The organism is Paenibacillus sp. (genome assembly GCF_035645235.1).
Taxonomy (GTDB): domain Bacteria; phylum Bacillota; class Bacilli; order Paenibacillales; family YIM-B00363; genus Paenibacillus_AE.
Genome location: NZ_DASQMZ010000121.1, coordinates 1 through 25564, shown reverse-complemented (window position 1 = coordinate 25564; position 25564 = coordinate 1). Strand labels below are relative to the sequence as shown.

The window sequence follows — 25564 nt, the reverse complement described above, 5'->3', positions numbered from 1 at the left end:
CGCGGGAGGTCGATACCGAATATGGCGGAACGGTTGCAGGAGGAGATCCTTCGGGCCGAAAACGTGACCAGAATATTTGGGCATGGCGACGAGGCGGTGTACGCGCTCCGGAACGCGAATTTGTCCGTCGCGCGGGGCCGCTTGATCGCTTTGAAGGGGCGGTCGGGCTCGGGCAAGACGACGTTGCTCAATTTGCTGGCGACGCTCGATGCGCCGTCGGCGGGACGTATTCTGTACGAAGGCCGTGACGTCGGCGCTATGACCGAAGCGGAGAAGGACGCCCTGCGGCGGACCGACATCAGTCTGATTTTTCAATCGTTCGGACTCGTACCATACATGTCCGCGTACGAGAACGTCGAATTCAGCCAGCGCATCGCGGAAGTAGCCGCCTCGCGCCGGCGAGAGAACGCGTTGCGGGCGCTCGAATTCGTCGGGCTGACCTCGCGCATGCATCATCGTCCTCAGGAGATGTCCGGAGGCGAGCAGCAGCGAACCGCCATCGCCCGAGCGATCGCGCATCGTCCGAAGCTGCTGCTCGCGGACGAGCCGACGGCGGAGCTCGATACGAAAACGGGATTTCAGATGATTAAGATGTTTCGGGATTTGGTCGAGAAAGAGGGCATGAGCGTCGTCATGACGACGCATGACCCGGCGATTATGGACGTCGTCGATCTTGTGTATGCATTGGAGGATGGGGAGATTGTCGGACAGAGCGAATGATCCGACCGTACGAAGATACGGTCGAATGTCGCGAGCCGCCGCGGCTGCGGCCCTCTGCTTTGCCGCGGCCGGCTGCTCTTTATTGCCTTCCGAGGAGCAGCCGCCGAAGCCGCCGCTCGTGAGGCCCGCCGAAGCCCGCATCGTTACGGCCGAGCCGCGCGTCGGCACCATCGAACGTACGATCTCCGGCTCGGCGATCTTGGAGTCGACCCGTTCGGCCCACCATCGGTTTACGGAGTCGGGGGGGCGCGTGGAAGAGGTGTTGGTCAAGTCCGGCGACGAAGTGAAGGCGGGCGACCCGCTCCTTCGGCTCGATACGGGCGAGATGCGGATGACGCTCCTGCAGCGCGAGCTGGAGGTCGAGCGGAAGAAGCTGGCGCTCGAGGAGGCGAAGGCGACGGGAGATCAGCGGCGAGTAAAGATCGCCGCCTTGGATTTGGAAATCGCAAGCTTGGCGTTTGCAGCGGTTGAAAGCGCCTTCACAAATAAGGAGCTGCGCGCGGACATCGACGGCGTCGTCACGTTCGCCGCGGATCTCGAGCCCGGCGATCTCGTCGAGGAATACGAAACGCTCTTCATCGTGTCGGACCCGAACGAGATGCGTCTCGCGTACAGCGTACCGTCGAGCGCGGCCGTCAGCGATGCCCAGGTGGGCATGGAGGCGGAAATTACATACAAAGACGGTACGTACCCCGGGAAGGTCGTTCAGACGCCTGCTTCCGCCCCCTTCGAGGAAGACGAGCGGCTGCGGGAGAGATACGCAAAGACGCTTTATCTCGAAGTCGAAGGCTTGCCCGAGGATGCCGAGATCGGCGACAACGCGACGGTTCGCATCATTACGGCGAGGAAGGAAGAAACGTTGATTTTGCCCAAGAGCGGCGTTCGACGATTGTTCGGCCGAACGTTCGTGCAAGTGCTGGAGGGGGAAAGCCGCCGGGAAATCGACGTGGAGACGGGGCTGGAGACGCCGACGGAAATCGAAATCGTCAATGGGCTGGAATCCGGCGCCCAGGTGGTGCTGCAGTGACCGGCGCAGGGGGGCTTTAACGTCATGGCCATCTTGACGATGCTGTTTCGCAAAATCGCCAAAAATCGGTGGCTGGTCGCCGGCTTGCTGGCAGGCATGTGCCTGTGCGCCGCATTGACCAGCACCATGCCGATTTACAAAGACGCCGCGCTGCAACGGATGCTGACGAAGGAACTCGACCGCTTCTACGAACGTTCCGGCACGTATCCCGGCTCGATCGTAGCCTCCGGCAACCCGAATTTCCAGCCGGAGGCTTCCGCCGGTCAAGGCGCCTTCGTACGCTCGTACGACGCTTACTGGGAATCCGTCATCCTGACGGAACCGTCGTTAAAGTCGCTCGCCTATGTCCGCGATCGCCAAACGGTGTCGTTCCGCATCGTACCGACGGATCCGTCGAGCATGGACCCCGAAGAGCACCGCGTCGCGAAGCTGGGCATGCGGACGGGGCTACGGGAGCATGTCAGGCTGGCGGACGGGCGCTATCCGTCTCCGGAGCCGCAAGGAGGCGTCTACGAAGCGCTCGTGACGGACGCCACGCTGGCGAAATTCGGCATGGTGCTCGGCGTCGAGGTTGAAAGCCAGGAGAAAGCATGGGAAAACCAAATTCGGATCGTGCCGGTCGGGGTCGTCGCCGAGACGAATTTGAACGATCCTTACTGGGACTTTACGACGCTGCGCGCGTCGGAAGGCGTGTTTCTTGTCGACGAGGCGCTGTTCCGCAACGAGATCGAAGCAAGGGCGAAGGTGCCGCTCGGCGCGATGAAATGGGAGGCGCGCTTCGATTACCGCGCCTTCACGGTCGAGTCCGCGGTGCGGTTCTTCGACTTGAAGCAGGGCGCGGAGGCGGTCTACCGCGATCGCATGCCGTACCAATCGAGCGTTCGCCTGCCGTCGGAATCCATCTTGTCCGTATACGAGGAGAAGGAGGAGACGCTCCGATCCTTGCTTTGGTCGCTGAACGTCCCGCTTTACATCCTCGTTGGTTTTTATCTATACATCGTATCAAGCTTGCTGGTCGAGCGGCAGCGCCTCGAAATCGCCGTATTGCGCAGCCGGGGCGCCGGCCGGCGGCAAATCGTCGCGCTGTTCGCGTTAGAATCCGCGGCGCTGTCCGCCGTCGCGTTCGCCGTCGGTCCATGGCTCGGGGCGGCGTTCACGACGGCGCTCGGCGCCAGCGACAGCTTCCTCGGCTTCGTTCAGCGCAAAGCGCTGCCCGTCGCCGTCGGCGGCGAAGCGTTCGCGTATTCCGGCGCCGCGGCGCTCTTTTCCTTCCTCATGTATTTGGTCCCGGTCGCCTCGGCGACGCGGTTCAGCATCGTGGATCAGAAGCGCTCCAGCGCACGTGAGCTTCGCTCGTCGTTCTGGCACCGGTTCGGTTTGGACGCGGTGCTGTTAGGGATTTCGATCTACGGCCTCCTTACGTTTCGCAGGCGAACGTCGGACGTGATCGAGCAAGGCCTCGGCGGGGCGTCGCTGACGGTCGACCCGCTGCTGTTCGCGGTGCCGTCGATGTTCATCCTAGGGCTAGGGCTCTTGATGCTGCGGCTCTACCCTTGGTTCGTGAAGCTGGTGTACTGGCTCGGGGCTTCCCGCTGGTCCGCTTCTCAATATTCGGCGCTGCTGCAGGTGAGCCGCCGCAGCGGGCAATACCATGGCTTTATGATGTTTCTGATCTTAACGGTCGGCACCGGACTTTATACCGCCAGCGCGGCCCGGACGATCAACGGCAATCTCGAGGACCAAATCCGGTACGCGGGCGGAGCGGACGTCGTCGTTCGGCAGGAGTGGGTCGACGACGCCCCCGTACAGCCTGTCGGCGTGCCCCAAGGCGTGCCGCTCGAAGCCTCGGCGCCGCCCGGCTCGTCGAAAATCAATTATTTGGAGCCGGATTTCGGCGTATTCGCCGACCTGCCCGGCGCGTCGCACGCCGCTCGCGTGTTCCATAACGATAAAGCGCATGCGTGGGCGGGGGACGAACACGCGGCGATTCGATTGCTGGGCATCCATACGCAGGAGTTCGGGCATGCGGCGTGGATGAAGGAAGGTTTGCTGCCTTACCATTTCTTCGACTACCTCAACGTCATCGCGCCGGATCCGAGAGCGGTACTCGTCTCCCGCTCGCTTGCGGAGGCGTTCTCGCTTGAGCCCGGGGACGTCCTCGACGTCGGGTGGAGCGACACGTCCCGCATGCAGACGACCGTCTACGGGATCGTCGATTATTTCCCGACCTTCAACCCGAATCCGGATCGTCTTGAAGGAGGGAGGGAAGCGGCGAAGCCGATGCTCGTCGTCGGCCATCTGGAAACGATCCAAAACGAGCTGGCGCTGGAGCCGTACGACGTTTGGATCGACGTGGCGTCTCCGGACGACAGAGGGATGTTATACGCGGCGTTGGAAGAGAGGGAAATTCGCCTCGTCTCCATTCACGACACGCACGAGCTCATCGTCGAGAGCCGCAACGACCCGTTTCGCATGGCGATGAACGGCGTGATGAGTCTAGGCTTCCTGCTGTCGCTTGCGATCACGTTTACGGGATTCGTGCTCTATTGGATGTTAGCGCTGCAGGGTAGAACGCTGCAATTCGGCATTTTCCGGTCGATGGGGCTTAGCTTTAAGCAGATTGTCGGGATGCTCGGTACCGAACAGCTGCTGACGTCGGGCGCGGGGGTTGTGTTCGGACTCGTCTGCGGATGGGCGGCTAGCGAGTTATTCGTGCCGTTGTTCCAGGTGTCCTTCGATCCGGGGCGCATCGTGCCGCCGTTCGACGTGATGATCGACGCGGGGGATACGCTGCGGCTGTTCGGGTTCGTCGCGGCGATGCTGGCGCTGGCGCTGCTCGCGCTGTCGACGGCGCTGCGGCGCGTGAAGCTGCACCAAGCGTTGAAGCTCGGAGAGGATTAGTCGAGTGGGAACAGGAGGCAGCGGGATGATTCGATGCGACAATCTGGTGAAAATTTATAAGACCGCCGATCTTGAGGTCGTCGCGCTGCAAGGCCTCGACCTGACGGTCGAAGCAGGCGAATTGACGGCCATTATCGGCAACTCCGGAAGCGGGAAGTCGACGCTGCTCAATATGCTGGGCGGGCTTGATCGGCCCTCCGCCGGACGACTGTTCGTCGACGGGAAGGATATGTTGAAATTTACGGAACGGGAGCTCGCGCGATACAAGAAGGAAACCGTTGGCTTCGTATGGCAAAACAGGGCGCGGAACTTGATTCCGTACTTGACCGCGAAGGAAAACGTAGAAATTCCGATGCTGCTGACCGGGCGACGTAAGCCGCTCCGCGCGCTGGAGCTGCTCGAGGCGGTAGGGATGTCCCATCGGCGAAATCATCGGCTCGAGCAGCTTTCCGGCGGGGAACAGCAGCGCGTCGCGATCGCGATCGCGCTGGCGAACCGTCCGAAGCTGCTGCTCGCGGACGAACCGACCGGTTCCGTCGATACGAAAACCGCGGCGCTCATCTTGGAATTGTTCAATCGACTGAATCGGGAGATGGGCCTGACGATCGTCATCGTCACGCACGATCCGCAGCTGGCGAAGAAGGTGAGCCGGGTCGTCGCGATCCGGGACGGGCGGACGTCGAGCGAACTAATCCGACGGGCGTCTTACGCCGAACGCCTCGCGGAGCTGGAGCGGGAGACGGCCGCCGGCGACGCCGACTCGCACGAGGAATACGCGGTCATGGATCAAGCCGGCCGCATCCAGCTGCCGGCGAGCTATCTCGAGGCGATCGGTTTGAAGGGAAAGCGCCGCGTGAAGCTTCAGCTCGAGGACGAGCGCATCGTACTGGCGTCGCCGGAACGAAGCGACGAGTCGAAGTGACGGGACGGCGCATATTCACGGTAGACGGGAAGCTCCCGTCTGCCTTATAATAATGGCATGTAAACGTTATCACACTAGGAGGGAAAGGAGCGTGCCTCATTGAACAAGCTGACGGTGAAGGACGTCGCGCGCGAAGCGGGCGTATCGACCGCCACCGTATCGCGGGTGCTCAATCGAACCGGATACGTCAGCGAACCGGTGCGAGAGCAGGTGTTGAGCGTCGTGGAGCGGCTGAACTTCCGCCCGAATTCGATCGCCAGAAGCTTAAAGCAGGACCGATCGAACGCGATCGGGCTCATCGTGCCGGATATGACCAACCCGTATTTTATGACGGTCGCCCGACGGCTCCAGAAGACATGCGTCGGCGCAGGCTTTCACTTGTTGTTCATGGATTCGGAGGAAGACGCCGGGAGGGAAAGCGACGCGCTCGATTTGCTAATGGAGAAGCGCGTCGAGGCGATCGTGCTGGCGGCCACCGGGTCGGCGTCCAATTTGCCGAAAATCGATGCCATCCGTTCGAGCGGCACGCCGCTCGTGCTGATCGATCGCCGCATCGATCGCGTGGAGGCGGACTTTGTCGGAGAGGACAGCTTCTCCGCGTCGAAGGCCGCCGTCTCCGAGTTGATCGACCGAGGGCATTCTCGTATCGGCATCGCGGCCGGGCCAAGCGCGATCGCGACGGCGCGGGAGCGCCTCGACGGCGCGCTTGCGGCGCTTCAAGGGCGCGGCCTCGCGCCGGCGGTCGTCTTTGAAGGCGATTTCACAAGAGAATCGGGAAGGCGGGCGGTCCGCGAACTGACGTCGGGGGACGCGCCGCCTACGGCCGTGTTTTCCTGCAACAACGAGATGACGTACGGCTTCTACTTAGGTCTTCGCGATGCGAACGTCGACCCCGCTTCGATCGAGGTGGTCTCGTTCGGGGATTTAGAATTTTCGCCGTTGTTTCGCCAGCGCCTGACGGCGATTCGGCAAGACCCGGAGTGGCTCGGGGAGACGGCGGGCGAGCTGCTGCTCGAACGCATTCGGGAGCCGCATGCGCCGAGGCGCGAATCCGTTCGTGTACCGGCGATCGAACGCAAGCATTGATTTTTTTCGGTCTATGTGTAAACGATTACCTAGTTTCATTTTCAAATCGAATCGCACTACATTCTTAGGAGGAATCATCCGATGTCCCATAACCAGCCTACATTCGAACATCGTCTCCAAGGCGAAATGCCGAAAATCGGCATCCGCCCGATTATCGACGGCCGCCTCGGCGGCATCCGCGAATCGCTCGAGGCGCCGACGATGAAGATGGCCGAGGCGTGCGCGCGGTTCTTAAGCGCCAACCTTCGGCACTCGAACGGCCTGCCGGTCGAGTGCGTCCTCGCGGACACGACGATCGGCGGCGTGGCGGAAGCGGCCCGCACGGCGGAGAAATTCCGCAAAGCGGGCGTCGGCGTCACGATTTCCGTCACGCCTTCCTGGTGTTACCCGCTCGAGACGATCGACACCGACCCGCAGATGCCTAAGGCGATCTGGGGCTTCAACGGGACGGAGCGCCCCGGCGCGGTGTATCTCGCTTCGGCGCTCGCCGCCCATAACCAGAAGGGCATTCCGGCGTTCAGCATTTACGGGCGCGACGTGCAGGACATCGGCGACGAGACGATCCCCGCCGACGTGCAGGAGAAGCTGCTGCGTTTCGCGAAAGCGGGCCTCGCGGTCGCGACGATGCGCGGCAAGTCTTACTTGTCGCTCGGCGGGGTGTCGATGGGCATCGCGGGCTGCGTCGTCGACGAATCGTTTTATCAGGAGTACCTCGGGATGCGCAACGAGTACGTCGACATGACGGAGTTCGTCCGCCGCCTCGAACGCGGCATCTACGACCATGACGAATACGCGCGGGCGCTCGCTTGGACGAAGGCGAATTGCCGGCCGGGCGAGGACGTAAATCCGCCGGAGCTGAAGAGAACCGACGCTCAGAAGGAAAAGGATTGGGAAACGGTCGTGAAGATGACGCTCATCGCGCGGGATTTGATGATCGGCAATCCGAAGCTGGCGGAGATGGGCTACGGCGAGGAGGCGATGGGCCATAACGCGATCGCCGCGGGCTTCCAAGGCCAACGGGCGTGGACGGATCACTTCCCGACGGGCGATTTCCTCGAAGCGATCCTCTCGAGCTCCTTCGATTGGAACGGCATTCGGGAGCCTTTCATCATGAGTACCGAAAACGATAACCTCAACGCGATCACGATGCTGTTCGGACATTTGTTGACGGATCGGGCGCAAATTTTCGCCGACGTACGGACGTACTGGAGCCCCGACGCGGTGAAGCGCGTCACGGGGCATACGCTGGAGGGAGCGGCCGCGGGCGGCGTCATCCATCTGATCAATTCCGGACCGGCGGCGCTCGACGGCACCGGCGAGCAGCTTACGGACGGGAAACCGTCGATGAAGCCGTTCTGGGAAATCACGGACGAGGATGTGGAGCGTTGCCTCGCCGCGACGAAATGGTCGCCGGCGGTCGACTTCTTCCGCGGCGGCGGCTTCTCGACCGACTATACGACGCGAGGCGGCATGCCGATGACGATGGCGCGTCTGAACTTAATCAAAGGCATCGGTCCGGTGCTGCAAATCGCGGAGGGCTATTCGGTCGAGCTTCCCGCGGAGGTGCACGATGCGCTCGATCGCCGCTCGAACCCGACGTGGCCGACGACATGGTTCGTGCCGAACCTGACGAACGATCCGACATTCAAGGACGTGTACTCGGTCATGAACAACTGGGGCTCGAACCATTGCGCCGTCAGCTACGGCCATGTCGGCGCCGATCTCATTACGCTCGCCTCCATGCTGCGTATTCCGGTGTGCATGCATAACGTGCCTTCCGAGCGTCTCTTCCGTCCGAGCGCCTGGACCGCGTTCGGGGCGAACGAGCCGACTGGCGCCGACTATCGGGCGTGCGCGGCATACGGCCCGCTTTACAAGTAGTCCGGTCAAAGAAGAAGCTCCGCGCACAGGGAATGCTGTGCGCGGAGCTTGTTTGCGTTCGGCCCTGCTATAATACGCTGCGTGCTGTGACGTAAGCGTCCGACCAGAAATTCGAACTCAGCTTCGAGACGTCGACGCCGTCGAAGCTCGGAGACGCATGAATGAATTCGCCGTCGCCGATATACATGCCGACGTGGTTGATCGTGCCGTTGTCGTTCGTATCGAAGAAGACGAGGTCGCCGGCTTTCAAATTCGACTTCTTTACATATGTACCTTCCTTCGCCTGCGACCGGCTCGTCCGCGGGAGATCGATGCCGTGTTGGCGGAAGACGAGTTCCATATAGGACGAGCAGTCCGCATACCTATAACTCGTATTCCACGGCTCGGCGCCCCATTTGTACTCGAAGTCGCCCTTGTACGACTTCGCCGTGGCGACGACGGCGGCGCGGCTTCCCCCGACGGAACCGCTTGTCGAGCCGGATGTCGACCCCGAAGAGCCGGAGCCCGCTTCGTAATCCGTGTATTTTTCTTTCGCCGATATGTACCCGGTTTGCCCGTTCTTCGTACGGACCTTCAGCCAGCTGCCGTCTCGTTCCAGGACGTGGATCTTTTCGCCTTTGGGGAGCATGCGGTATATATGGCCCGACGTGCTCGGCTGCGACCGGAAATTTACGCCGTATTCGACTTCCGTCTCGTACCGAACGGCGGCCGGGTCGTAATTCGTATATTTCTCGTTGGACGATATGTATCCGGTTTGCCCGTTTTCCGTCTCGACCTTCAGCCAATAGCCGTCCGCCTCGATGACATGGATGTCTTCTCCGCTTCTGAGCATCCGAACGACCTTGTTGGATGTGCTTGGGCCTGTCCTCATATTCACGCCGTACTCGACGTTCGTCTCGTAGTTCTTCGCCGCGGCGGCGGCCGAAGCGGCGGATGTCAGCATTGCGGTTCCTAACACAGATGCGATGAAAATCTTCATGTTTCGCACCCTCATCACCTCCGCCACCAGAGTACCCCACGATTTTACCGTTTGGGGAGGGGCCAAATGTTGGGAGCTGCCTAATATCCGCAGCGCCGCGGGGAAAAATCGATGCCTGGGATTATGGTAATATAACTGTATATTGGCGATGGGAGAGTGGCAGCGCATGTATGAGCATATCGTTGTATTCCGATTCAACCAGGAGCTTTCCGAGGACCTGGAGCAAGATTTGCTGCGGCAAGTAAAGTCGTTCCAAGAGCGAATTCCCGGCATCGTCTCGATGAGCGCGGGCAAGAACGCGACGCACGAAACCGAGAACGTCCACGGATTTACGATGGGGCTGCGCATCACCTTCGAAAGCCGGGAGGCGCTAATGGCGTACGGCCCGCATCCGGTGCATCAAGCCTTCGTTCGTTCGTTGGACGGCTTGCTGGCCCAAGTCGTCGTCGCGGATTACGAAATCGTATGACGAGGCTGACGGACGAGGCCGTCGAGGAGCGTCTCGCTTCGGCGGAAGGCTGGCGCCGCGAAGACGCGAAGTGGATCGCCAAGAAGTACCGGTTCCGGGCGTACTTGGACGGCGTCGAATTCGTTCGGCGGGTCGCGCTGGAGGCGGAACGGCTGAATCACCATCCGTTCATCTCGATCGATTATAAGCTCGTAACGCTTCGGTTGACGTCATGGCATGCAGGCGGCTTGACAGAGCTCGACTTTGCGGCCGCGGCCGCATTCGACGCCATGTTCGGCGAGTCCTAATACGGCGGCTTCGTCTCGCGCCTCAACCGAAAACCGGGCAGCCGTCCAATCATGGCTCCGCGGCCCGACATATGATGCCAGTGCAACAACATCATTCTTTCGGCGCCGGCGATCGGCGTACGAGAAGGAGGTGCGCGCAATGGCAGCGGTAGGTGCAGCGAACGTATGGACCAGCACGGGCACGATCCTCGTTCTGTTCATTCTGCTTGTGATTATCAGCAAAACGTTCTACGTGTAATCGACCGACGAGCGTCCGCACTTCGGCGAATCGCCGTTGAAAGACGAATACATTACGGCAACGGACTACGAAGCCGCCCGGCGTCCGATCGACGCAGGAGCGGCTTCTTTCCGTTCTCCGCCTCTGGTATAGCCCCGCCCCTTTAGGAAAAAATACCGGGGTAACCAACGGGAGGTGCTGCTCATGAATCATGCCACGCTCGCAAATCACGAATCGCTCGACCTTCACGAATTTCTGAACCTGAAGACGCTCGGGCTCGCGAAATCGAAGCTCATGCAAGGGCTCGTCTTCGACCAAGAGCTGAAGGCGCTGCTGCAGAAGGATGTAGAGCAATCGACGAAGGCGATCGCCGATCTGCAGACGATGTACGAACGCGTGCCGTTCGCTTCGTCCGTGCCGGAGCTCCGCCCGACGCCGATCACAGGAGGATGAAGCGCGAATGAATCAAGATTACCTAGACCCGATCAATGCGCTGAACATGCCCGAGCTCGCCGATATGACGCTGGCGATGGATTTGCTGGTGCGCGCGAAGGAAGGGGTTCGGAACGCCGCGATCGCCGTCACGGAAGCGGCGTCGCCGGAGGTGCGGGCGTATTTGCGAGGGCAGCTGCGCGATTCGCTCGCGCTGCATCGCGACGTAACGGAGCTGATGGTGCGCAAGAAGTGGTTTCATCCGTACGACCTCGACGAGCAATATAAGCTCGATCAGCTGTCGGCGAAAAATACGTCGATGATTGCCGGCATGAGCCTGTTCCCTGGCGACACGTCGCGCAAGGGGATGTTCGATCGGACGCCGGACGCCGGCTTGAGAGGGGACGAAGCATGAAGGCCGTTACATATCAAGGCATTAAAAACATCGTCGTGAAGGACGTGCCGGACCCGCGCATCGAGAAGCCGGACGACATGATTATTCGCGTGACGAATAGCGCGATTTGCGGCTCCGATCTGCACCTGCTGCATGCGATGATTCCGAACCTGCCGGAAAATTACGTGATCGGCCATGAGCCGATGGGCGTCGTCGAGGAAGTCGGCCCGGAGGTGAGAGGGCTCAAGAAGGGCGACCGCGTCGTCATTCCGTTTAATATCGCCTGCGGCGAATGTTTTTTCTGCAAGCACGAGCTGGAAAGCCAATGCGATAACTCGAACGAGTACGGCGAGATCGGCGGCTTCTTCGGCTATTCCCATACGACGGGCGGCTACGCCGGAGGACAGGCGGAATATTTGCGCGTGCCATTCGCGAACTTCTCGCATTTCAAAATTCCGGAAGCGTCGGAGGTCGAGGACGAGAAGCTGTGCCTCATTGCGGACGCCATGACGACCGCGTATTGGAGCGTAGACAACGCCGGGGTGAAGGACGGAGACACGGTCGTCGTGCTCGGCTGCGGTCCGGTCGGACTGCTTGCCCAAAAGTTTTGCTGGCTCAAGGGGGCGAAGCGCGTCATCGCGGTCGATTACGTCGGATACCGGCTGGATCATGCGAAGCGGACGAATCGCGTCGAGACGGTCAACTTCGAGGCGGAGGAAAACATCGGCAACCATATCAAGGAAATGACGCACGGCGGCGCGGACGTCGTCATCGACGCGGTCGGCATGGACGGCAAGATGAGCGACCTCGAATTTTTGTCGGTCGGCATGAAGCTGCAAAGCGGCGCGCTCGGCGCCTTCACGATCGCGTCGCAAGCGGTGCGCAAAGGCGGCACGATTCAGATTACCGGCGTATACGGCGGCCGATACAATGCGTTCCCGCTCGGCGATATCTTTCAGCGCAACGTCAATATCCGCACCGGACAGGCGCCGGTAATTCACTATATGCCCTACATGTACGAGCTGATCGCCTCCGGAAAGATCGATCCGAGCGACGTCGTCACGCATGTGCTGCCGCTCGGCGAGGCGAAGCGCGGGTATGAAATGTTCGACGCGAAGCTGGAAGGCTGCATTAAGGTCATTCTAAAGCCGTAACGGCGCATGTCCATCGAGGAAGGAGGGACGAAGTTGGCGAATTACGCATTGCACGAGACGCTCGAGATGCACGAGCTTGCCGCCTTCAAGACAGTTGGTCTGACAAAGTCCAAAACGATGAAGGCGCTCGTCACGGACGAAAAGCTGAAGGCGCTGCTGCAGGAAGATGTCGAGCAGTCCACGCGGCATCTGGAGCAGTTCCGAGCGCTGCTGACGAAGGCGAAGCGATAGGAAGGGGGATTCGGTAATGATCAGTTTGCTGGAACGGCTGACCGGTATGCATACGCTCACCGATCAGGTCATCGCGATGGATTTTATGAATACGGTGAAGAGCGGCATTCGCAATTACGCGATGGCCGTAACCGAGGCGGCGACGCCAGAGGTGCAATCGACGCTTGCAAGTCAGCTCGAGGAGATGCTCGATTTGCACGAACGGATCGCCGAATATGCGACCGAACAGGGGTTGTATCACCCGTGGAACGTCAACGAGCAAATCGACGTCGACCTGAAGAACATCGAAGTCGCGCTCAAAGCCCCGAATCTCTAGAAGGGGAATTGTCTACGGTTGACAGGCGGAACGGAAATTCGGTACAGTAAAAGTACGCTTAATTTCCCTGGGACTACCACCCGAGGGAAAGCGGGGGAACCAACGTAAGTGGGGCGAATCGCTCGGTAATCGAGAGCGTAGGGAACCATCTAATCCCGAGCCCGGCAGCTAACCTCGTCAGCAGGAGATGGGTCGATTTCTTACATTCGCAATTACTTCTTCAGGCACGTGACCCGTTCCGTCGGGCATTCGTGCGTCCATACGATCCCGTGCGGCCTCCGCTGACGAGTCAGGTTTCCAACCCGACGTCGACGGAGGCTTATTTGCGCGCGATACGCCGTTCCTCCGTCGACGAACCGCCACTTTCGAATCGAGGAGGAAGACGCATGGCCCAGCCGAAGTACATTACCGACATCGACAAGCTCGCGGCGATCCCGGAAGACGAAAGACGACGACTGAAGCGCATCACGGAGAAGTTCGTTTTTCGCGTGAACGAATACTACTTGAGCCTTATCGATTGGAACGACCCGCACGATCCGATCCGCAAGCTCGTCATCCCGAACGAAGGGGAGCTGCTCGAGTACGGCCGATGGGACGCGTCGGACGAGGATACGAACTATGTCGTACCGGGCTGTCAGCACAAATACCGGTCTACGGCGCTCTTGATCGTATCCGAGGTATGCGGCGCATATTGCCGGTATTGCTTTCGCAAACGGCTGTTTCGTTCGGACGTAAAGGAAGCGATGTCGGACGTGGATCCGGGACTCGCCTACATCGCCGAGCATCCGGAAATCAACAACGTCCTGCTGACCGGCGGCGACAGCCTCATTTTGTCCACGACGAAGCTGCGTTCCATTCTGGAGCGGCTGCGGGCCATCCCGCACGTAAAGATCATTCGGCTCGGCTCGAAACTCCCCGTCTTTAACCCGATGCGGATTTTCGAGGATCCGGCGCTGCTGGAGGCGATTCGCGAATATTCTACCCCGGACCATCGCATCTACATCATGGCGCATATTAACCATCCGCGCGAGTTGACGCCGGAAGCGAAGCGCGGTTTCGAGGCGTTGCACCAAGCCGGGGCGATCGTCGTGAACCAGACGCCGGTGCTTCGCGGCATTAACGACGATCCGGCCGTGCTTGCCGAGCTGCTCGACAAGCTGAGCTGGGCGGGGGTAACGCCGTATTACTTTTTCGTCAACCGTCCCGTCGCCGGCAACGCCGACTTCGTGCTTCCGCTCGAGCGGGTGTACCGGATCGTCGAGGAGGCGAAGGCGCGTACGTCGGGGCTCGGAAAGCGAGTGAGGCTGTCCATGAGCCATACGTCCGGAAAGATCGAAATTTTGGCGATCGAGGGCGGGAAGGCGTATCTGAAGTATCATCAATCGCGCGACGACGAGTACGGCAAATTCATGGTGCTCGACTGCCCGAGCGACGCGGCGTGGTTCGACGACCTGCCCGGCAACGAACGTTATTGGCGCAAGCCCGCCAAGCGAACGGAAGCGGTCGTCTCGGCGAACGAGCTGCCCGATGTGCCGCAGCGCAGGTCGCCGACGGCGAAAGGAAACGGGGTTTCGATCGTTTAAAGTTGGCTGTCCCGGGAGCGGCTCGCCGCCGCTGCCGCGGGCAGTTTTTTTATGAAAATGGGGAAATGGGTATTTACATACCTATGGGAGGAATAGTAAATTTCGTAGAAGGGACTTACTCTGGGGAACACATAGCGAAGCCGACCAGGAAGGTGCGCGTACGGTGAAACAGAGCAGGTGACGCCTGTGGCGGGCGAAATCGCGCGTACTTCGTTACGATTTCGCCGTCTGCCAATACTTACGATGGACGCTGAGGGGGAGTACAAGTTGGAATCATTGTGGCTGGAGTATGCGTGGGCATTATTAATTCTGATCGGACTGGAAGGGTTGCTGTCGGCCGACAATGCGCTCGTATTGGCGGTCATCGCGAAGCATCTGCCGGACGAGCAGAAGAAACGAGCGATCAACTATGGAATCATGATGGCCTTCGCCTTCCGGTTTGCAGCGCTGTTCGCGATATCCTTCATCGCAAACGTCTGGCAGGTGCAGGCGATCGGCGCGGCTTATCTTTTATATTTAGGGTTAAAGCACGTCATTCAAGCGCGGTTCGGGAAAAAGAACGAGGATGTTCATAAGGATCTGAAGCAAGAAGCCGCAGGGAAAGGCTTTTGGCCGACCGTAGGGAAAATCGCGCTGGCGGACCTCGCCTTCGCCATCGATTCCATCCTTGCCGCGGTAGCGCTCGCGCTTGGTCTTCCGGACTCGCCGCTTGGCGAATTCGGAGGCATGGACGGCGGACAGTTTATTGTCGTGGTGCTTGGCGGGATTGCCGGCTTGGTCCTGATCAAATACGCGGCGACTTGGTTCGTAAAGCTGCTTAGCCAACGCCCGGCGCTCGAGACGACGGCTTACGCCATCGTGGCTTGGGTCGGCGTAAAGCTTGCCGTCATTACGCTGGCTCACGAAGATATCGGGGTGTTGGATCATCATTTTCCTCACAGCACCGGCTGGACCTCCGTATTTTATGTAATATTAGTAGCGATCGCCCTGCTGGGATGGTTTGCCCCAAGGAACAACCCTTCTTCTCAGGGAGGCGGCGCGTAACCGCAAAGCCAGGAAAACGGCGAAAAGGTACTCTTCGGAGTGCCTTTTTTCTTAGAATCAAAAGTGGTGGAAACTGGAATTCTGAGGTAGAATAAAATCTATGAATGTCATGAATTGGCGAATTATCCAAGTAGACCGGACTGGAGCGTGCTAGATTGAGGGATCGAAGACCGAAGTATGCGGCTGTCGCCTTATTCGTTGTTCTCGGCGCGTTGTTCGCCGTATCGCTCGCCCATGCGCAACCGCCTTTCCCCGCTGCGGAGTCTTGGACGAAATCAGGTCCTGCCGAATCGGCGGTTACGCAATCTTCCAATGTCCTACAGTTTTCCTACGCTATGGATGACAATGCAGTCTGGAACGGGCAGACCTGGGAATTTAAGACGACGGCGACGGAAGCGGCGGAAATCCGGTACAGCTGGGATTATTCGGGCCATCATGCTTGGTTCATGGCGGTCTCGCGCGTTACGGCTTTCGTCGAGCGCGGCGGGGTCAGAACGACGACCGTATTATTCGATCAGACGGTAATCGGGCCGTTTCAAGCCGGTGGCATCTCCAGTCTCCAAGTCGAACCGGGCGATCTTTACGGTTTCGTCATTTTCGGGGACAATTTCGACAGCACTAGCATTCTGACGGGAGTCCTGTCCGTTTATACCTCTCCTCTGATTCAATTTTCCGTCACCGGGACGCAGGGCAGTAACGGTTGGTATACATCGGATGCGAGCTTAAGCTGGACGGTAACCGATCCGGCCTCCGGAGAATTGACTCTCGCGGGGTGCGATTCCTCGACATTGACAAGCGACACTTCGGCGGAAGGCATCACATATACTTGTTCGGCAACGTCGGCTGGGGGGACGTCCGCAAAGAGCATCGTTTTGAAAAGGGATACCGCGGACCCCGTTACAACGGATAACGCTCCGTCCGGCTGGGTCAATACGGATGTCGTCGTAGAATTGACGGCGATCGACGATGGGTCGGGCGTTGCGAGCACGAACTACTCGGTAAACGACGGAGTCGCTCAGGCGGGAGTTGCCGTCAGTTTGCACGAGGAAGGCGTGTATGAACTTACCTATTGGAGCGAAGATGCCGCAGGAAATACCGAAGCGCAGAACACGGCGACGATAATGATCGATCGCACCGCGCCGGTTACGACCCGCAGCGTCGTTGTCGATAATACGACGAAGCATGTCGCTATCGCCCTCAACGCCTCCGATTCGGGGGCGGGAGGCGCAACGACGCATTACGTCGTAGACGGAATTTCCGGGACGGGCTCGTCGATCCTTCTGAATAAGCAAGGTGTCCGGTCGATTTCTTATTGGAGCGTAGATGCCGCCGGCAACGTCGAACCTTCGATCGATATACAAATTTTGGTCGATGTTTTGGGTATCGGCCGCGACCAAGCTTTCGCGATCGGGGACATCGTCGACCGGATCGCGAATGAAACGTCGGAACCGCAAGATATGAACGGCGATTCGGTTTTCGACCGTGAAGACGTCTATATTATGTTGACGGAAATTACCCCGAGTCACCCGGAGATCGCACCGCCTCCCGCCCCTACGGCGGCAGAGATAGCGGCAGGCATTACGAGCGTAACGGCGCCGTCGGCGGACGAGACAAGCTTGACCTTGCCGATCGTACCGGACGGCTATACCATCGAAATTTCTTCGTCCGGCAACGAAGAAGTCGTCGGGACGAACGGCGCGATTATTCCTCCGGAGGAAGACACCGTCGTCGACGTCGTTTTCACGGTAACGAAAATATTGGATAACACGTCCGCGAATACGGACAATATTGCCGTGACGATACCGGCGCGCTCACGAACGGCTGCGGAAATCGCGGCCGGGATTACGAGCGTAACGGCGCCTGCGGCGGACGAGACAAGCCTATTCTTGCCGACCGTGCCGGAAGGCTATACCATCGAAATTTATGATACCAGCCATCTGGAGATCATCGGCATCGACGGGACGATCGTGCCGCCGACCGAAGCGACCATCGTCGACATCATTTTTGCGGTGACGCGAACCTCGGACAACGCGACGGCCTATACGAACGTCATTTCCGTGACGGTACCCGCGCACGTCGTAACGGCGGCCGAGGTTGCGGCAGGGATTATGAGCGTACCGGCGCCGGCGGCGGACGAGACGAGCTTGACTTTGCCGACCGTGCCGGACGGGTTCACTATCGAAATCTATTCGTCCAGCGATGAGGGCGTCATCGGAACGGACGGGACGATCGTTCCGCCGACCGCGGCGACCAACGTCGACATCGTATTTACGGTCACGAGAACGTCGGACGACTCGACGGCAAATACGGTCGCCATTTCCGTGACGGTGCCGGCACGCCTGCCGACGGCGGCGGAGGTCGCGGCGGGAATTACGAGCGTAACGGCGCCGTCGTCCGGCGCGACGAGCTTGACTTTGCCGGCCGTACCGAGCGGATATACGATCGAAATCTTTTCGTCCAGCGACATCGGGGTCATCGGCACGAACGGCGCGATCGCGCCGCCGACCGTCGAGACCGACGTTACCTTGGTATTTAAAATCACGAGAACGTCGGACAACACGACGGCGAATACGGTCGCCATCGTCGTGACGGTTTCCCCGGCCACGTCGAACCTAGCGGCAGGAATTCTTCCGACGACCTCGATGCCGTTCCAAAACCCGTTTCGAATGACGGATGGGGATTTGAGCCAATGGTCGGATAGCAGTCCGAATAACGGACTCCAGTGGGTGCAGCTCGATCTTGGCGCCGGTAAGACGCTCTATGAGGTCAAGTTGTGGCATTACTACGGGGATCCAAGAATGTACCGCGACGTCATTATTCAGTTATCCGATTCGGCCGATTTCTCGAGCGGCGTGACGACGGTGTTCAACAACGACGCGGACAACACCGCGGGGCAGGGCGCGGGTACGGACGCAGAGTACCCCGAATCGAGCGCGGGAAAAAGCGTCACGTTCGGACCCGTGAATGCGAGATATGTTCGGATTTGGTCCAACGGGAGCAGCTCGAACGTTGCGAACCATATTGTCGAAATCGAGGTATACGGTTCGGCTGTGCCTTCCTGATCATCGGGGACCGTTAGCCTTGCCGAATATCGATGGCCCATTTTCGGTAAAAGAGGGTTTACCGCGAGTCGTTCCTCTGATAAAATAGATTGCAATATATACATGCGATGATGAGACGAGTAAATATCGAATTCTTTCGCAGAGAGCTCCGGGCGCTGAGAAGGAGTAAAGAATTCTTTATTGAAGAAAGACTCAGAGCAGCACACCGGAACGGACGGGATGGTGTGCCAGGAGCTCCTGTTACAGAGCTAGAGTATAAGCATCGCTATGGCGACGCCGTACTCGAAGAGGCCGGCGCGGCGACGCGGTCGGCGAAGCTGGGGTGGTACCGCGGGAATACAAATCTCGTCCCTAAGATAATGTCTTAGGGGTGGGATTTTTTTATTGTCCCCTTCTGTTATCCTATTTTAAACGAGAAAGGAACTGAATCGCCTTATGACACAAAAATTAAAAGCGGGGATCGTCGGCGGAACCGGGATGGTCGGCCAGCGGTTCGTCGAACTATTGAACGGCCATCCTTGGTTCCAAGTGACGGCCATCGCGGCAAGCGCCGGTTCGGCGGGGAAAACGTACGAGGAAGCCGTGCAGTCGCGGTGGAAACTGTCTACGCCGATTCCGGACGACGTGAAGGGCATCGTCGTACAGGACGCATCGAAGGTCGAAGCGTTCGCGGCGCAGGTCGATTTTATTTTCTGCGCGGTCGAGATGAAGAAGCACGAAATCCAGGCGCTGGAAGAGGCGTATGCGAAGACGGGCACGCCGGTCATCTCGAACAATTCCGCCCACCGCTGGACCCCTGACGTCCCGATGGTCATTCCGGAGATCAATCCGGAGCATCTCGACGTGATCGCCGCGCAGCGCAAGCGTCTAGGCACCGCGACCGGCTTTATTGCCGTAAAGCCGAATTGCTCGATACAGAGCTACGTACCGGCGCTTCATGCGCTGAAGGAGTTCGGTCCGAAGCAGGTAGTCGCATCGACGTATCAGGCGATTTCCGGCGCCGGCAAAAACTTCGCGGATTGGCCCGAAATGGTCGATAACGTCATCCCGTATATCGGGGGCGAGGAAGAGAAGAGCGAGCAGGAGCCGCTCCGCATCTGGGGCAGCGTAACCGGCGGCGAAATCGTGAAAGCCGGCGCGCCGATCATCACGACGCAATGCATTCGCGTCCCGGTGACCGACGGGCACCTCGCCACGGTGTTCGTCTCCTTCGAGAAGAAGCCGACGAAGGAAGAGATTCTTGAGCGCTGGAAGCAATACCGGGGCCGGCCGCAGGAGCTTGAGCTGCCGAGCGCGCCGAAGCAGTTCATCACGTACTTCGAAGAGGAAAATCGTCCCCAGACGAAGCTCGATCGGGACATCGAACGGGGCATGGGCGTCACGACGGGACGTCTTCGCGAAGATACGCTTTACGACTATAAATTTGTAGGCTTATCGCATAACACGCTGCGCGGCGCCGCCGGCGGCGCCGTCTTGATCGCAGAGCTGCTGAAGGCGGAAGGGTACATTCAGCCGAAATAAGCATTCCGTACCGCCCCCGGTCATTGGAACCGGGGGTTTTTCGTATGCCCTTTAAATTCCCTTCATAGGGCGCATGGGGGCAGGGAACGCTATTCCTGTTCGGCCAAATCATACGCACAGGGGGATATCCAATGAACCGCAAGGTACTGACTTTGGCGTGCGTCGCCTGCTTGTCCGCTTCGATGCTCACCGCATGCGGAGGGCAAGCGAACGATGACGGAAATCTGCGACAGAATAATGTCAACGGTTATTCGCAAACGCAAAACCGCAACGGCATGGGCACCAACAATATGAACGGCAACGGCTACGGCAATACCGGCGTCAACGATGCCGGCGACGTCGGCTCCAACAGCGTCGGCATTTCGGGCTCGCCGAACGGTCCGAGAGCGGCTAACGGCGGCGCGAACCGCTAAGCGGCCTCTCCGCCGCGCAAACCGATGAACGGGCGGGTTCCCCCAGCATGAAAATGGGGGAACCTGTTTCTTTTTCACAGAATACATATATTCCTGAAAGGCTCGACGCCGCGAACCATCGTTTGAAATTCGGAAAATTAGGTGACAATTATTTTAATCTATATTTAATAGTGTTACACTAGGATAGTGTTCGTCCGGAACTGCCGAGGATGGATTACGCCCGATTTGAATATCGATTCTTACCAATATAAGGACGGTAACTATGAGCCACGGACAAAAACGTACAGACGTCATCTTGATTGGCGCCGGAATTATGAGCGCGACGCTGGGGTCGCTATTGAAAGAGCTTGTGCCGGACTGGAGCATTACGGTCGTCGAGCGGTTGGGAAACCCGGGGGAGGAAAGCTCCAACGAATGGAACAACGCGGGCACGGGGCACGCGTCGCTGTGCGAGCTGAACTATACCGTCGAGAAACCGGACGGTTCCATAGATATTAGCAAAGCGGTCAAAGTAAACGAAGAATACCAAGTGTCCAAGCAATTTTGGTCTTATTTGGTCGACAGCAAGCTAATCCGCAATCCAAGGGACTTTATTACCCCCGTGCCTCATATGAGTTTCGTTCATGGGGAGCAGGATGTTGCCTTCTTGAAGAAACGTTACGAAGCGATGTCCGGCAACCCGCTGTTTCAAGGCATGGAGTTTTCCGACGATCCGGCGAAGCTGGCGGAATGGATTCCGTTGATGATGAAGGAGCGAACCGGCGGCGAGCCGATCGCGGCGACGAGAATCGAATCCGGGACGGACGTCAACTTCGGCGCTTTAACGCGGATGTTGTTCGCGCATCTGAAGAGCAAGCACGTTCATATGAAATTCAACACGCATGTCGAAGATCTTACGCGTACGAGAGACGGCTTGTGGGAGCTGAAAGTGCGGAACGTCGACAACGGCGCCATCGAGCGTCTTGCCGCGAAGTTCGTCTTTATCGGCGGCGGCGGGGGCAGTCTGCATCTGCTGCAAAAGTCGGGGATCCCCGAAGGCAAAGGCATCGGCGGCTTCCCGGTCAGCGGATTGTTCATGGTGTGCAAAAATCCGGAGATCGTGGCGCAGCATCGCGCGAAGGTGTACGGCAAGGCTTCGGTCGGCGCGCCGCCGATGTCCGTTCCGCATCTGGATACCCGGTTTATCGACAAGAAGGAGTCGTTATTCTTCGGTCCGTTCGCCGGCTTCTCGCCCAAGTTTTTGAAATTCGGTTCTATGTTCGATCTGATTACTTCCGTAAAACCGCATAATCTGTTGACGATGCTTGCCGCGGGCGTAAAGAACATGCCGTTGACGACTTATCTAATTAAGCAAGTGATGTTGACGAAGGAACAGCGCATGGAAGCGTTGCGGGAATTCGTCCCGCATGCGAAGAGCGAAGATTGGGATTTGGTCGTAGCCGGCCAACGCGTCCAAATCATTAAAGACACTGCCGCCGGCAAAGGGACGCTCCAATTCGGAACGGAAGTGATCAGCGCAGCCGACGGCTCGATCGCCGCTCTGCTTGGCGCTTCGCCGGGCGCTTCCACCGCCGTGTCCGTCATGCTGGAAGTCATCCGTCGATGCTTCCCGCAGCATGTGAAGGAGTGGGAGCCGAAAATCAAGGAGATGATCCCTTCGTACGGCGCATCGCTGACGAAGAACCCGGAGTTGATCCGCGAAATCCATGCTTCTACGGCACATTCCCTTGGATTAGGTGATAACCTCTCGGGAAAGCAGTTCGCCCGCCGCACCGTGTCGTAGTTACCGTCAAAGCACGGCCGCCCTCCTAATGGCGTCCGTGTTTTTTGTTTTGCGCGGCTTGAACTTACCATGAACCAATCATGGCTAGTACAAGCCGAGCGCCAGTGCCGACAAGCCGCCGATCAAGCCGCCCGCGACGGAGCCGGCCGCGTTCACGGCGTCATTGTTCCAACCGCCCCGGCCGCGGAAACGCCTTGCCGGCTGACCGCAATGATGGGCTTGCTCGATCGATTTACCGCAGACCCCGCAGCGGTACATGAGTTGCCAAGTCGCGCCGATCCATGAATCGATCAAGGATCCGCCGACGCCGGCCAATCCGGCGACGCCCAACCAAGCGGCCCATCGAAGCTCCGCCGCGACCGCATCCGGTGCGGCCGATCCCGGCGCGAGCGACAAAATTCCCCATGCCGTGGCACCTATAAACAAGCTTCCGGCTAATGAGGCGGCTAGACCTAGGGCGGAGACGCCTCCGGACGTGCCGGCCGGAACGCGGCGCCACGTCTTCACGGAGACGGGCGGCGTCCGACTCAACGCCCCGATTTCCGTTGCCCATGTATCGGCGGTAACGGCCGCCATGGCGCCAAGGAAAGCGTACCACCAGAACGGGTGAGGCCAAGCCCAACCGGCGATACATAACAGGAGTCCCATGCCTCCATTCGCGAACACTTGGCCGGCATCGCGCCTGCCGCTTTTCTCGTAGCCGCTTTCCGCTTTCGCCTTCGCGTGCTGCTTCCACTTGGACCATAGGGTCGAGGAGATAAAAAACGCAAGAAGGGATCCGAACCATACCGGGCTCCCGAGCGCATACATCACTGTACCCAGCCCTACCGCCGCCGCAAAACCGGAGCCGGACAGCGACTGTTTCGCGTAAGCCGCCCCCGCGATGCCGGCACTGCCGGCTAGGCCGATAAACCATTCCATCGCGCAGCCCCCTTCGCCTGTCATCGCCTGGAAAGGCGATTTTCCCTTCATCGTATACTAATCGTGCGGCCTGTTGCAAAACCATTAATGAGGTTGCTCCCCTTAGCTTGCTGTATAATAGGATGGGAATATTGAAGTCCAATCGTTCCTAAGGAGCTGCGCGAATGTCGATGATATCTTATGAAAAGGCGATCGCCGGTCAAGCTGTAGGCAGCTTGACCCTCGGGCGTCCCGGAGCAGCAGGAGTAGCTGCATGTGTTTGATCTTATTCGCCTACCGGGTGCACCCCGACTATCCGCTCGTGATGGCGGCGAACCGCGACGAGTTTTACGATCGTCCGACGGCGCCGGTGCACCGTTGGACGGATTTCCCTCAGGTGCTGGCCGGACGGGATTTGCTCAAGGACGGGACGTGGATGGGCGTCGCCTCCGGCGGACGGTACGCCGCGTTGACGAATTACCGCGACCCCGGCGAGCGAACGGACGGCATGCGTTCCCGCGGTCAGCTCGTCTCCGATTACTTAACGGGTTGCGATTCGCCGGGAGACTATGCCGAACGCGCTAGCCGAGAACGGACGCATTTTCCGGGTTATAACTTGTTGATCGGGGATCTGCGCGAGTTATACTATTACTCTAACGTCAGCCATACGATACGGGAGCTCGAGCCTGGCGTATACGGAGTCAGCAACCATCTTCTGGATACCGATTGGCCGAAGGTGGAGCGGGGGAAGCGGGCCTTGCGGGAACAACTTTCGCACGTCCGGGAAGATCGGGTGGAAGGATTATTTGCTTTGCTGGAGGATACGGAGCCGGCGCCCGACGATCGGTTGCCTGCCACCGGCGTTGCGCTGGAGTGGGAACGACTCCTGTCGCCGATTTACATCCGGAGCGAGCGATACGGAACAAGAAGCTCTACTGTGCTGTTGCTGGGGGAACGACAACTGCACTATGTCGAACGGACGCGTACCGTCGCAGGCGTCCAGGATCGAAAATATACGCTTTCTTATTGAAAGCGAAGCAACTAACGTCCCAAGCGCTTGGGACGTTAGTTGCTTTTTCGATTGTATTTGTTTATCTGTTGATCTTCTCGGCAATTTCCAGCATGCGCTTTACCTGATGGGCTACCGCGGGCTGTACGTTTTCCCTCATGTTTCCGTGTTGGTCGACCGTTACGCTCGTGCCGTACGGGTTTCCGCCTGTCGTAAACAGCACGGGGTCCGTGTAGCCGGGCGCCGCGATAATGGCTCCCCAATGATACATGGTCGTATATAGGGACAGGATGGTGGCTTCCTGGCCGCCGTGGTCGTTCTGAGCGGAAGTCATTGCGCTGACGACTTTATTGATCAGCTTGCCCTGGAACCATAACCCGCCCGTGGTATCCAAGAACTGCTTCATCTGCGCCGGCATATTTCCGAATCGCGTCGGCATGCTGAAGAGGACGGCGTCCGCCCATTGCAGATCGTCCAAGGTGACGACCGGTACGTCTTTGGTTTCCTCGACGTGGGCTTTCCACAGCGGATTGCCGTTGATCGCCGCTTCCGGCGCAAGCTCCTGCACCTTCATGACTTTCACTTCGGCGCCGTTCGCTTTGCCCGCTTCTTCCGCCATCCGCGCAAGTTTATAATTGTTGCCTGTGGAGCTGTAGTAAACGATGGCTAACTTTAGAGCTGACAAGGAATTCACTCCTCCTATGGTTTAAACGTCTTCTTCGTTGACATCATACTTATTGATATGGGCGGTGATTGCCTCGACCGCTTCCATATCGGTCCCGGTCGTATTCGATCGGATGGAGGAGGGTACCGACTTCACTTCGTCTTCCGTCTTGTCCAGGTAATTTGCTTGGTCTGCCTTGACGGAGCTGAGATGGTTGCTCATTGTTTACACCCCCTTCCCGTTGTAGGATTCGCATTCCCGGGTTCCTCCATCCGCATTCCCGAGTCGGGACTTTCGAACTGGTTGGAATTAACAGTTGCAATGCATCGGCCGGACGTGGTACATTAGTTTTCCGGCCGCGAGAGCGGGTCGGACAAGCAGTACGAGTAAAGCTTGTTCCTTGAAAACCGAACATGAGCGAAATATGCTTTAGCTAGCTTGTAATGAGCACAGTTGAACTACCCTTTTTGGAGAGTTTGATCCTGGCTCAGGACGAACGCTGGCGGCGTGCCTAATACATGCAAGTCGAGCGGATCTTGTCCTTCGGGACAAGGTTAGCGGCGGACGGG

General features: G+C 58.9%; 25 protein-coding genes, 1 rRNA gene, 1 riboswitch and 1 other annotated feature. Of the genes, 22 read left to right on the top strand and 4 right to left on the bottom strand.

Going from position 1 to position 25564, the window contains the following annotated elements; all coding sequences use genetic code 11:
- Window positions 1–21: 21 nt before the first annotated feature.
- The 6 genes from VEZ38_RS11380 (at window position 22) to VEZ38_RS11355 (ending at window position 8537) form a co-directional block, all read left to right on the top strand.
- On the top strand, window positions 22–720 hold the full coding sequence (locus VEZ38_RS11380; protein ID WP_324893480.1) for an ABC transporter ATP-binding protein: 699 nt from the start codon (window positions 22–24) through the stop codon (window positions 718–720).
- Window positions 721–745: 25 nt separating this feature from the next.
- A complete protein-coding gene (locus tag VEZ38_RS11375; protein WP_324893479.1) occupies window positions 746–1747 on the top strand; it encodes an efflux RND transporter periplasmic adaptor subunit in 1002 nt (333 codons plus the stop codon).
- Window positions 1748–1771: 24 nt separating this feature from the next.
- Window positions 1772–4648 (top strand): ABC transporter permease, encoded by a 2877-nt coding sequence (locus tag VEZ38_RS11370; protein WP_324893478.1) that lies wholly within the window; start codon window positions 1772–1774, stop codon window positions 4646–4648.
- Between the two features lie 25 nt (window positions 4649–4673).
- Entirely contained in the window at window positions 4674–5570 is an 897-nt protein-coding gene (locus tag VEZ38_RS11365; RefSeq protein WP_324893477.1) for an ABC transporter ATP-binding protein, read from the top strand.
- Window positions 5571–5669: 99 nt separating this feature from the next.
- Window positions 5670–6656, top strand: coding sequence for a LacI family DNA-binding transcriptional regulator (locus VEZ38_RS11360; protein WP_324893476.1), 987 nt, complete (start codon window positions 5670–5672; stop codon window positions 6654–6656).
- Window positions 6657–6737: 81 nt separating this feature from the next.
- A complete protein-coding gene (locus VEZ38_RS11355; protein WP_324893475.1) occupies window positions 6738–8537 on the top strand; it encodes an L-fucose isomerase in 1800 nt (599 codons plus the stop codon).
- A 67-nt stretch (window positions 8538–8604) separates the two neighbouring features.
- Here VEZ38_RS11355 and VEZ38_RS11350 read toward each other — a convergent pair whose 3' ends face one another.
- On the bottom strand, window positions 8605–9516 hold the full coding sequence (locus VEZ38_RS11350; protein ID WP_324893474.1) for an SH3 domain-containing C40 family peptidase: 912 nt from the start codon (window positions 9514–9516) through the stop codon (window positions 8605–8607).
- A gap of 166 nt (window positions 9517–9682) precedes the next feature.
- Between VEZ38_RS11350 and VEZ38_RS11345 the strand changes: the two genes are divergently transcribed.
- The 14 genes from VEZ38_RS11345 (at window position 9683) to VEZ38_RS11280 (ending at window position 22422) form a co-directional block, all read left to right on the top strand.
- Window positions 9683–9985, top strand: coding sequence for a Dabb family protein (locus VEZ38_RS11345; protein WP_324893473.1), 303 nt, complete (start codon window positions 9683–9685; stop codon window positions 9983–9985).
- A complete protein-coding gene (locus tag VEZ38_RS11340; protein WP_324893472.1) occupies window positions 9982–10272 on the top strand; it encodes a 4a-hydroxytetrahydrobiopterin dehydratase in 291 nt (96 codons plus the stop codon). The genes VEZ38_RS11345 and VEZ38_RS11340 overlap by 4 nt, the downstream gene beginning before the upstream one ends.
- 139 nt (window positions 10273–10411) lie before the next feature.
- Window positions 10412–10510, top strand: coding sequence for a YjcZ family sporulation protein (locus VEZ38_RS11335; RefSeq protein WP_324893471.1), 99 nt, complete (start codon window positions 10412–10414; stop codon window positions 10508–10510).
- Window positions 10511–10693: 183 nt separating this feature from the next.
- Entirely contained in the window at window positions 10694–10942 is a 249-nt protein-coding gene (locus VEZ38_RS11330) for a spore gernimation protein GerQ (RefSeq protein ID WP_324893470.1), read from the top strand.
- Between the two features lie 7 nt (window positions 10943–10949).
- On the top strand, window positions 10950–11336 hold the full coding sequence (locus tag VEZ38_RS11325) for a spore coat protein (protein ID WP_324893469.1): 387 nt from the start codon (window positions 10950–10952) through the stop codon (window positions 11334–11336).
- Complete coding sequence (locus tag VEZ38_RS11320) at window positions 11333–12469, top strand: zinc-dependent alcohol dehydrogenase (protein WP_324893468.1); 1137 nt, start codon at window positions 11333–11335, stop codon at window positions 12467–12469. The genes VEZ38_RS11325 and VEZ38_RS11320 overlap by 4 nt, the downstream gene beginning before the upstream one ends.
- Before the next feature lie 66 nt (window positions 12470–12535).
- Window positions 12536–12700, top strand: a complete 165-nt coding sequence (locus VEZ38_RS11315) for a hypothetical protein (RefSeq protein WP_324893503.1) — start codon at window positions 12536–12538, stop codon at window positions 12698–12700.
- Window positions 12701–12716: 16 nt separating this feature from the next.
- Window positions 12717–13016 (top strand): spore coat protein, encoded by a 300-nt coding sequence (locus tag VEZ38_RS11310; protein ID WP_324893467.1) that lies wholly within the window; start codon window positions 12717–12719, stop codon window positions 13014–13016.
- 45 nt (window positions 13017–13061) lie between these two features.
- Window positions 13062–13215, top strand: a riboswitch (cyclic di-AMP (ydaO/yuaA leader).
- Between the two features lie 187 nt (window positions 13216–13402).
- Window positions 13403–14599, top strand: a complete 1197-nt coding sequence (locus VEZ38_RS11305; protein ID WP_324893466.1) for a KamA family radical SAM protein — start codon at window positions 13403–13405, stop codon at window positions 14597–14599.
- A 267-nt stretch (window positions 14600–14866) separates the two neighbouring features.
- Window positions 14867–15643, top strand: coding sequence for a TerC family protein (locus VEZ38_RS11300; RefSeq protein WP_324893465.1), 777 nt, complete (start codon window positions 14867–14869; stop codon window positions 15641–15643).
- A gap of 335 nt (window positions 15644–15978) precedes the next feature.
- The gene (locus VEZ38_RS11295; RefSeq protein WP_324893464.1) at window positions 15979–18705 is read left to right on the top strand and encodes an OmpL47-type beta-barrel domain-containing protein; all 2727 of its coding nucleotides are present in this window, start codon (window positions 15979–15981) and stop codon (window positions 18703–18705) included.
- 98 nt (window positions 18706–18803) lie between these two features.
- Window positions 18804–19061, top strand: a binding site (T-box leader).
- A 79-nt stretch (window positions 19062–19140) separates the two neighbouring features.
- Window positions 19141–20226, top strand: a complete 1086-nt coding sequence (gene asd / locus VEZ38_RS11290; RefSeq protein ID WP_324893463.1) for an aspartate-semialdehyde dehydrogenase — start codon at window positions 19141–19143, stop codon at window positions 20224–20226.
- Between the two features lie 131 nt (window positions 20227–20357).
- Window positions 20358–20639, top strand: a complete 282-nt coding sequence (locus VEZ38_RS11285; RefSeq protein ID WP_324893462.1) for a hypothetical protein — start codon at window positions 20358–20360, stop codon at window positions 20637–20639.
- A gap of 262 nt (window positions 20640–20901) precedes the next feature.
- Window positions 20902–22422 carry a malate:quinone oxidoreductase gene (locus VEZ38_RS11280; protein WP_324893461.1) on the top strand — a complete coding sequence of 507 codons (1521 nt, stop codon included), beginning with the start codon at window positions 20902–20904 and terminating at the stop codon, window positions 22420–22422.
- 84 nt (window positions 22423–22506) lie between these two features.
- On the opposite strand, the gene VEZ38_RS11275 is transcribed toward VEZ38_RS11280, so the two are convergent.
- Window positions 22507–23343, bottom strand: a complete 837-nt coding sequence (locus tag VEZ38_RS11275; protein ID WP_324893460.1) for a DUF92 domain-containing protein — start codon at window positions 23341–23343, stop codon at window positions 22507–22509.
- 253 nt (window positions 23344–23596) lie between these two features.
- Here VEZ38_RS11275 and VEZ38_RS11270 point away from each other — a divergent pair, with 253 nt between their 5' ends.
- Window positions 23597–24352 (top strand): NRDE family protein, encoded by a 756-nt coding sequence (locus VEZ38_RS11270; RefSeq protein WP_324893459.1) that lies wholly within the window; start codon window positions 23597–23599, stop codon window positions 24350–24352.
- 61 nt (window positions 24353–24413) lie between these two features.
- Here VEZ38_RS11270 and wrbA read toward each other — a convergent pair whose 3' ends face one another.
- Window positions 24414–25016, bottom strand: a complete 603-nt coding sequence (gene wrbA, locus VEZ38_RS11265; RefSeq protein ID WP_324893458.1) for an NAD(P)H:quinone oxidoreductase — start codon at window positions 25014–25016, stop codon at window positions 24414–24416.
- Between the two features lie 21 nt (window positions 25017–25037).
- A complete protein-coding gene (locus VEZ38_RS11260; protein WP_324893457.1) occupies window positions 25038–25217 on the bottom strand; it encodes a hypothetical protein in 180 nt (59 codons plus the stop codon).
- A 242-nt stretch (window positions 25218–25459) separates the two neighbouring features.
- Between VEZ38_RS11260 and VEZ38_RS11255 the strand changes: the two genes are divergently transcribed.
- Window positions 25460–25564, top strand: a 16S ribosomal RNA gene (locus VEZ38_RS11255); the annotation flags it as partial.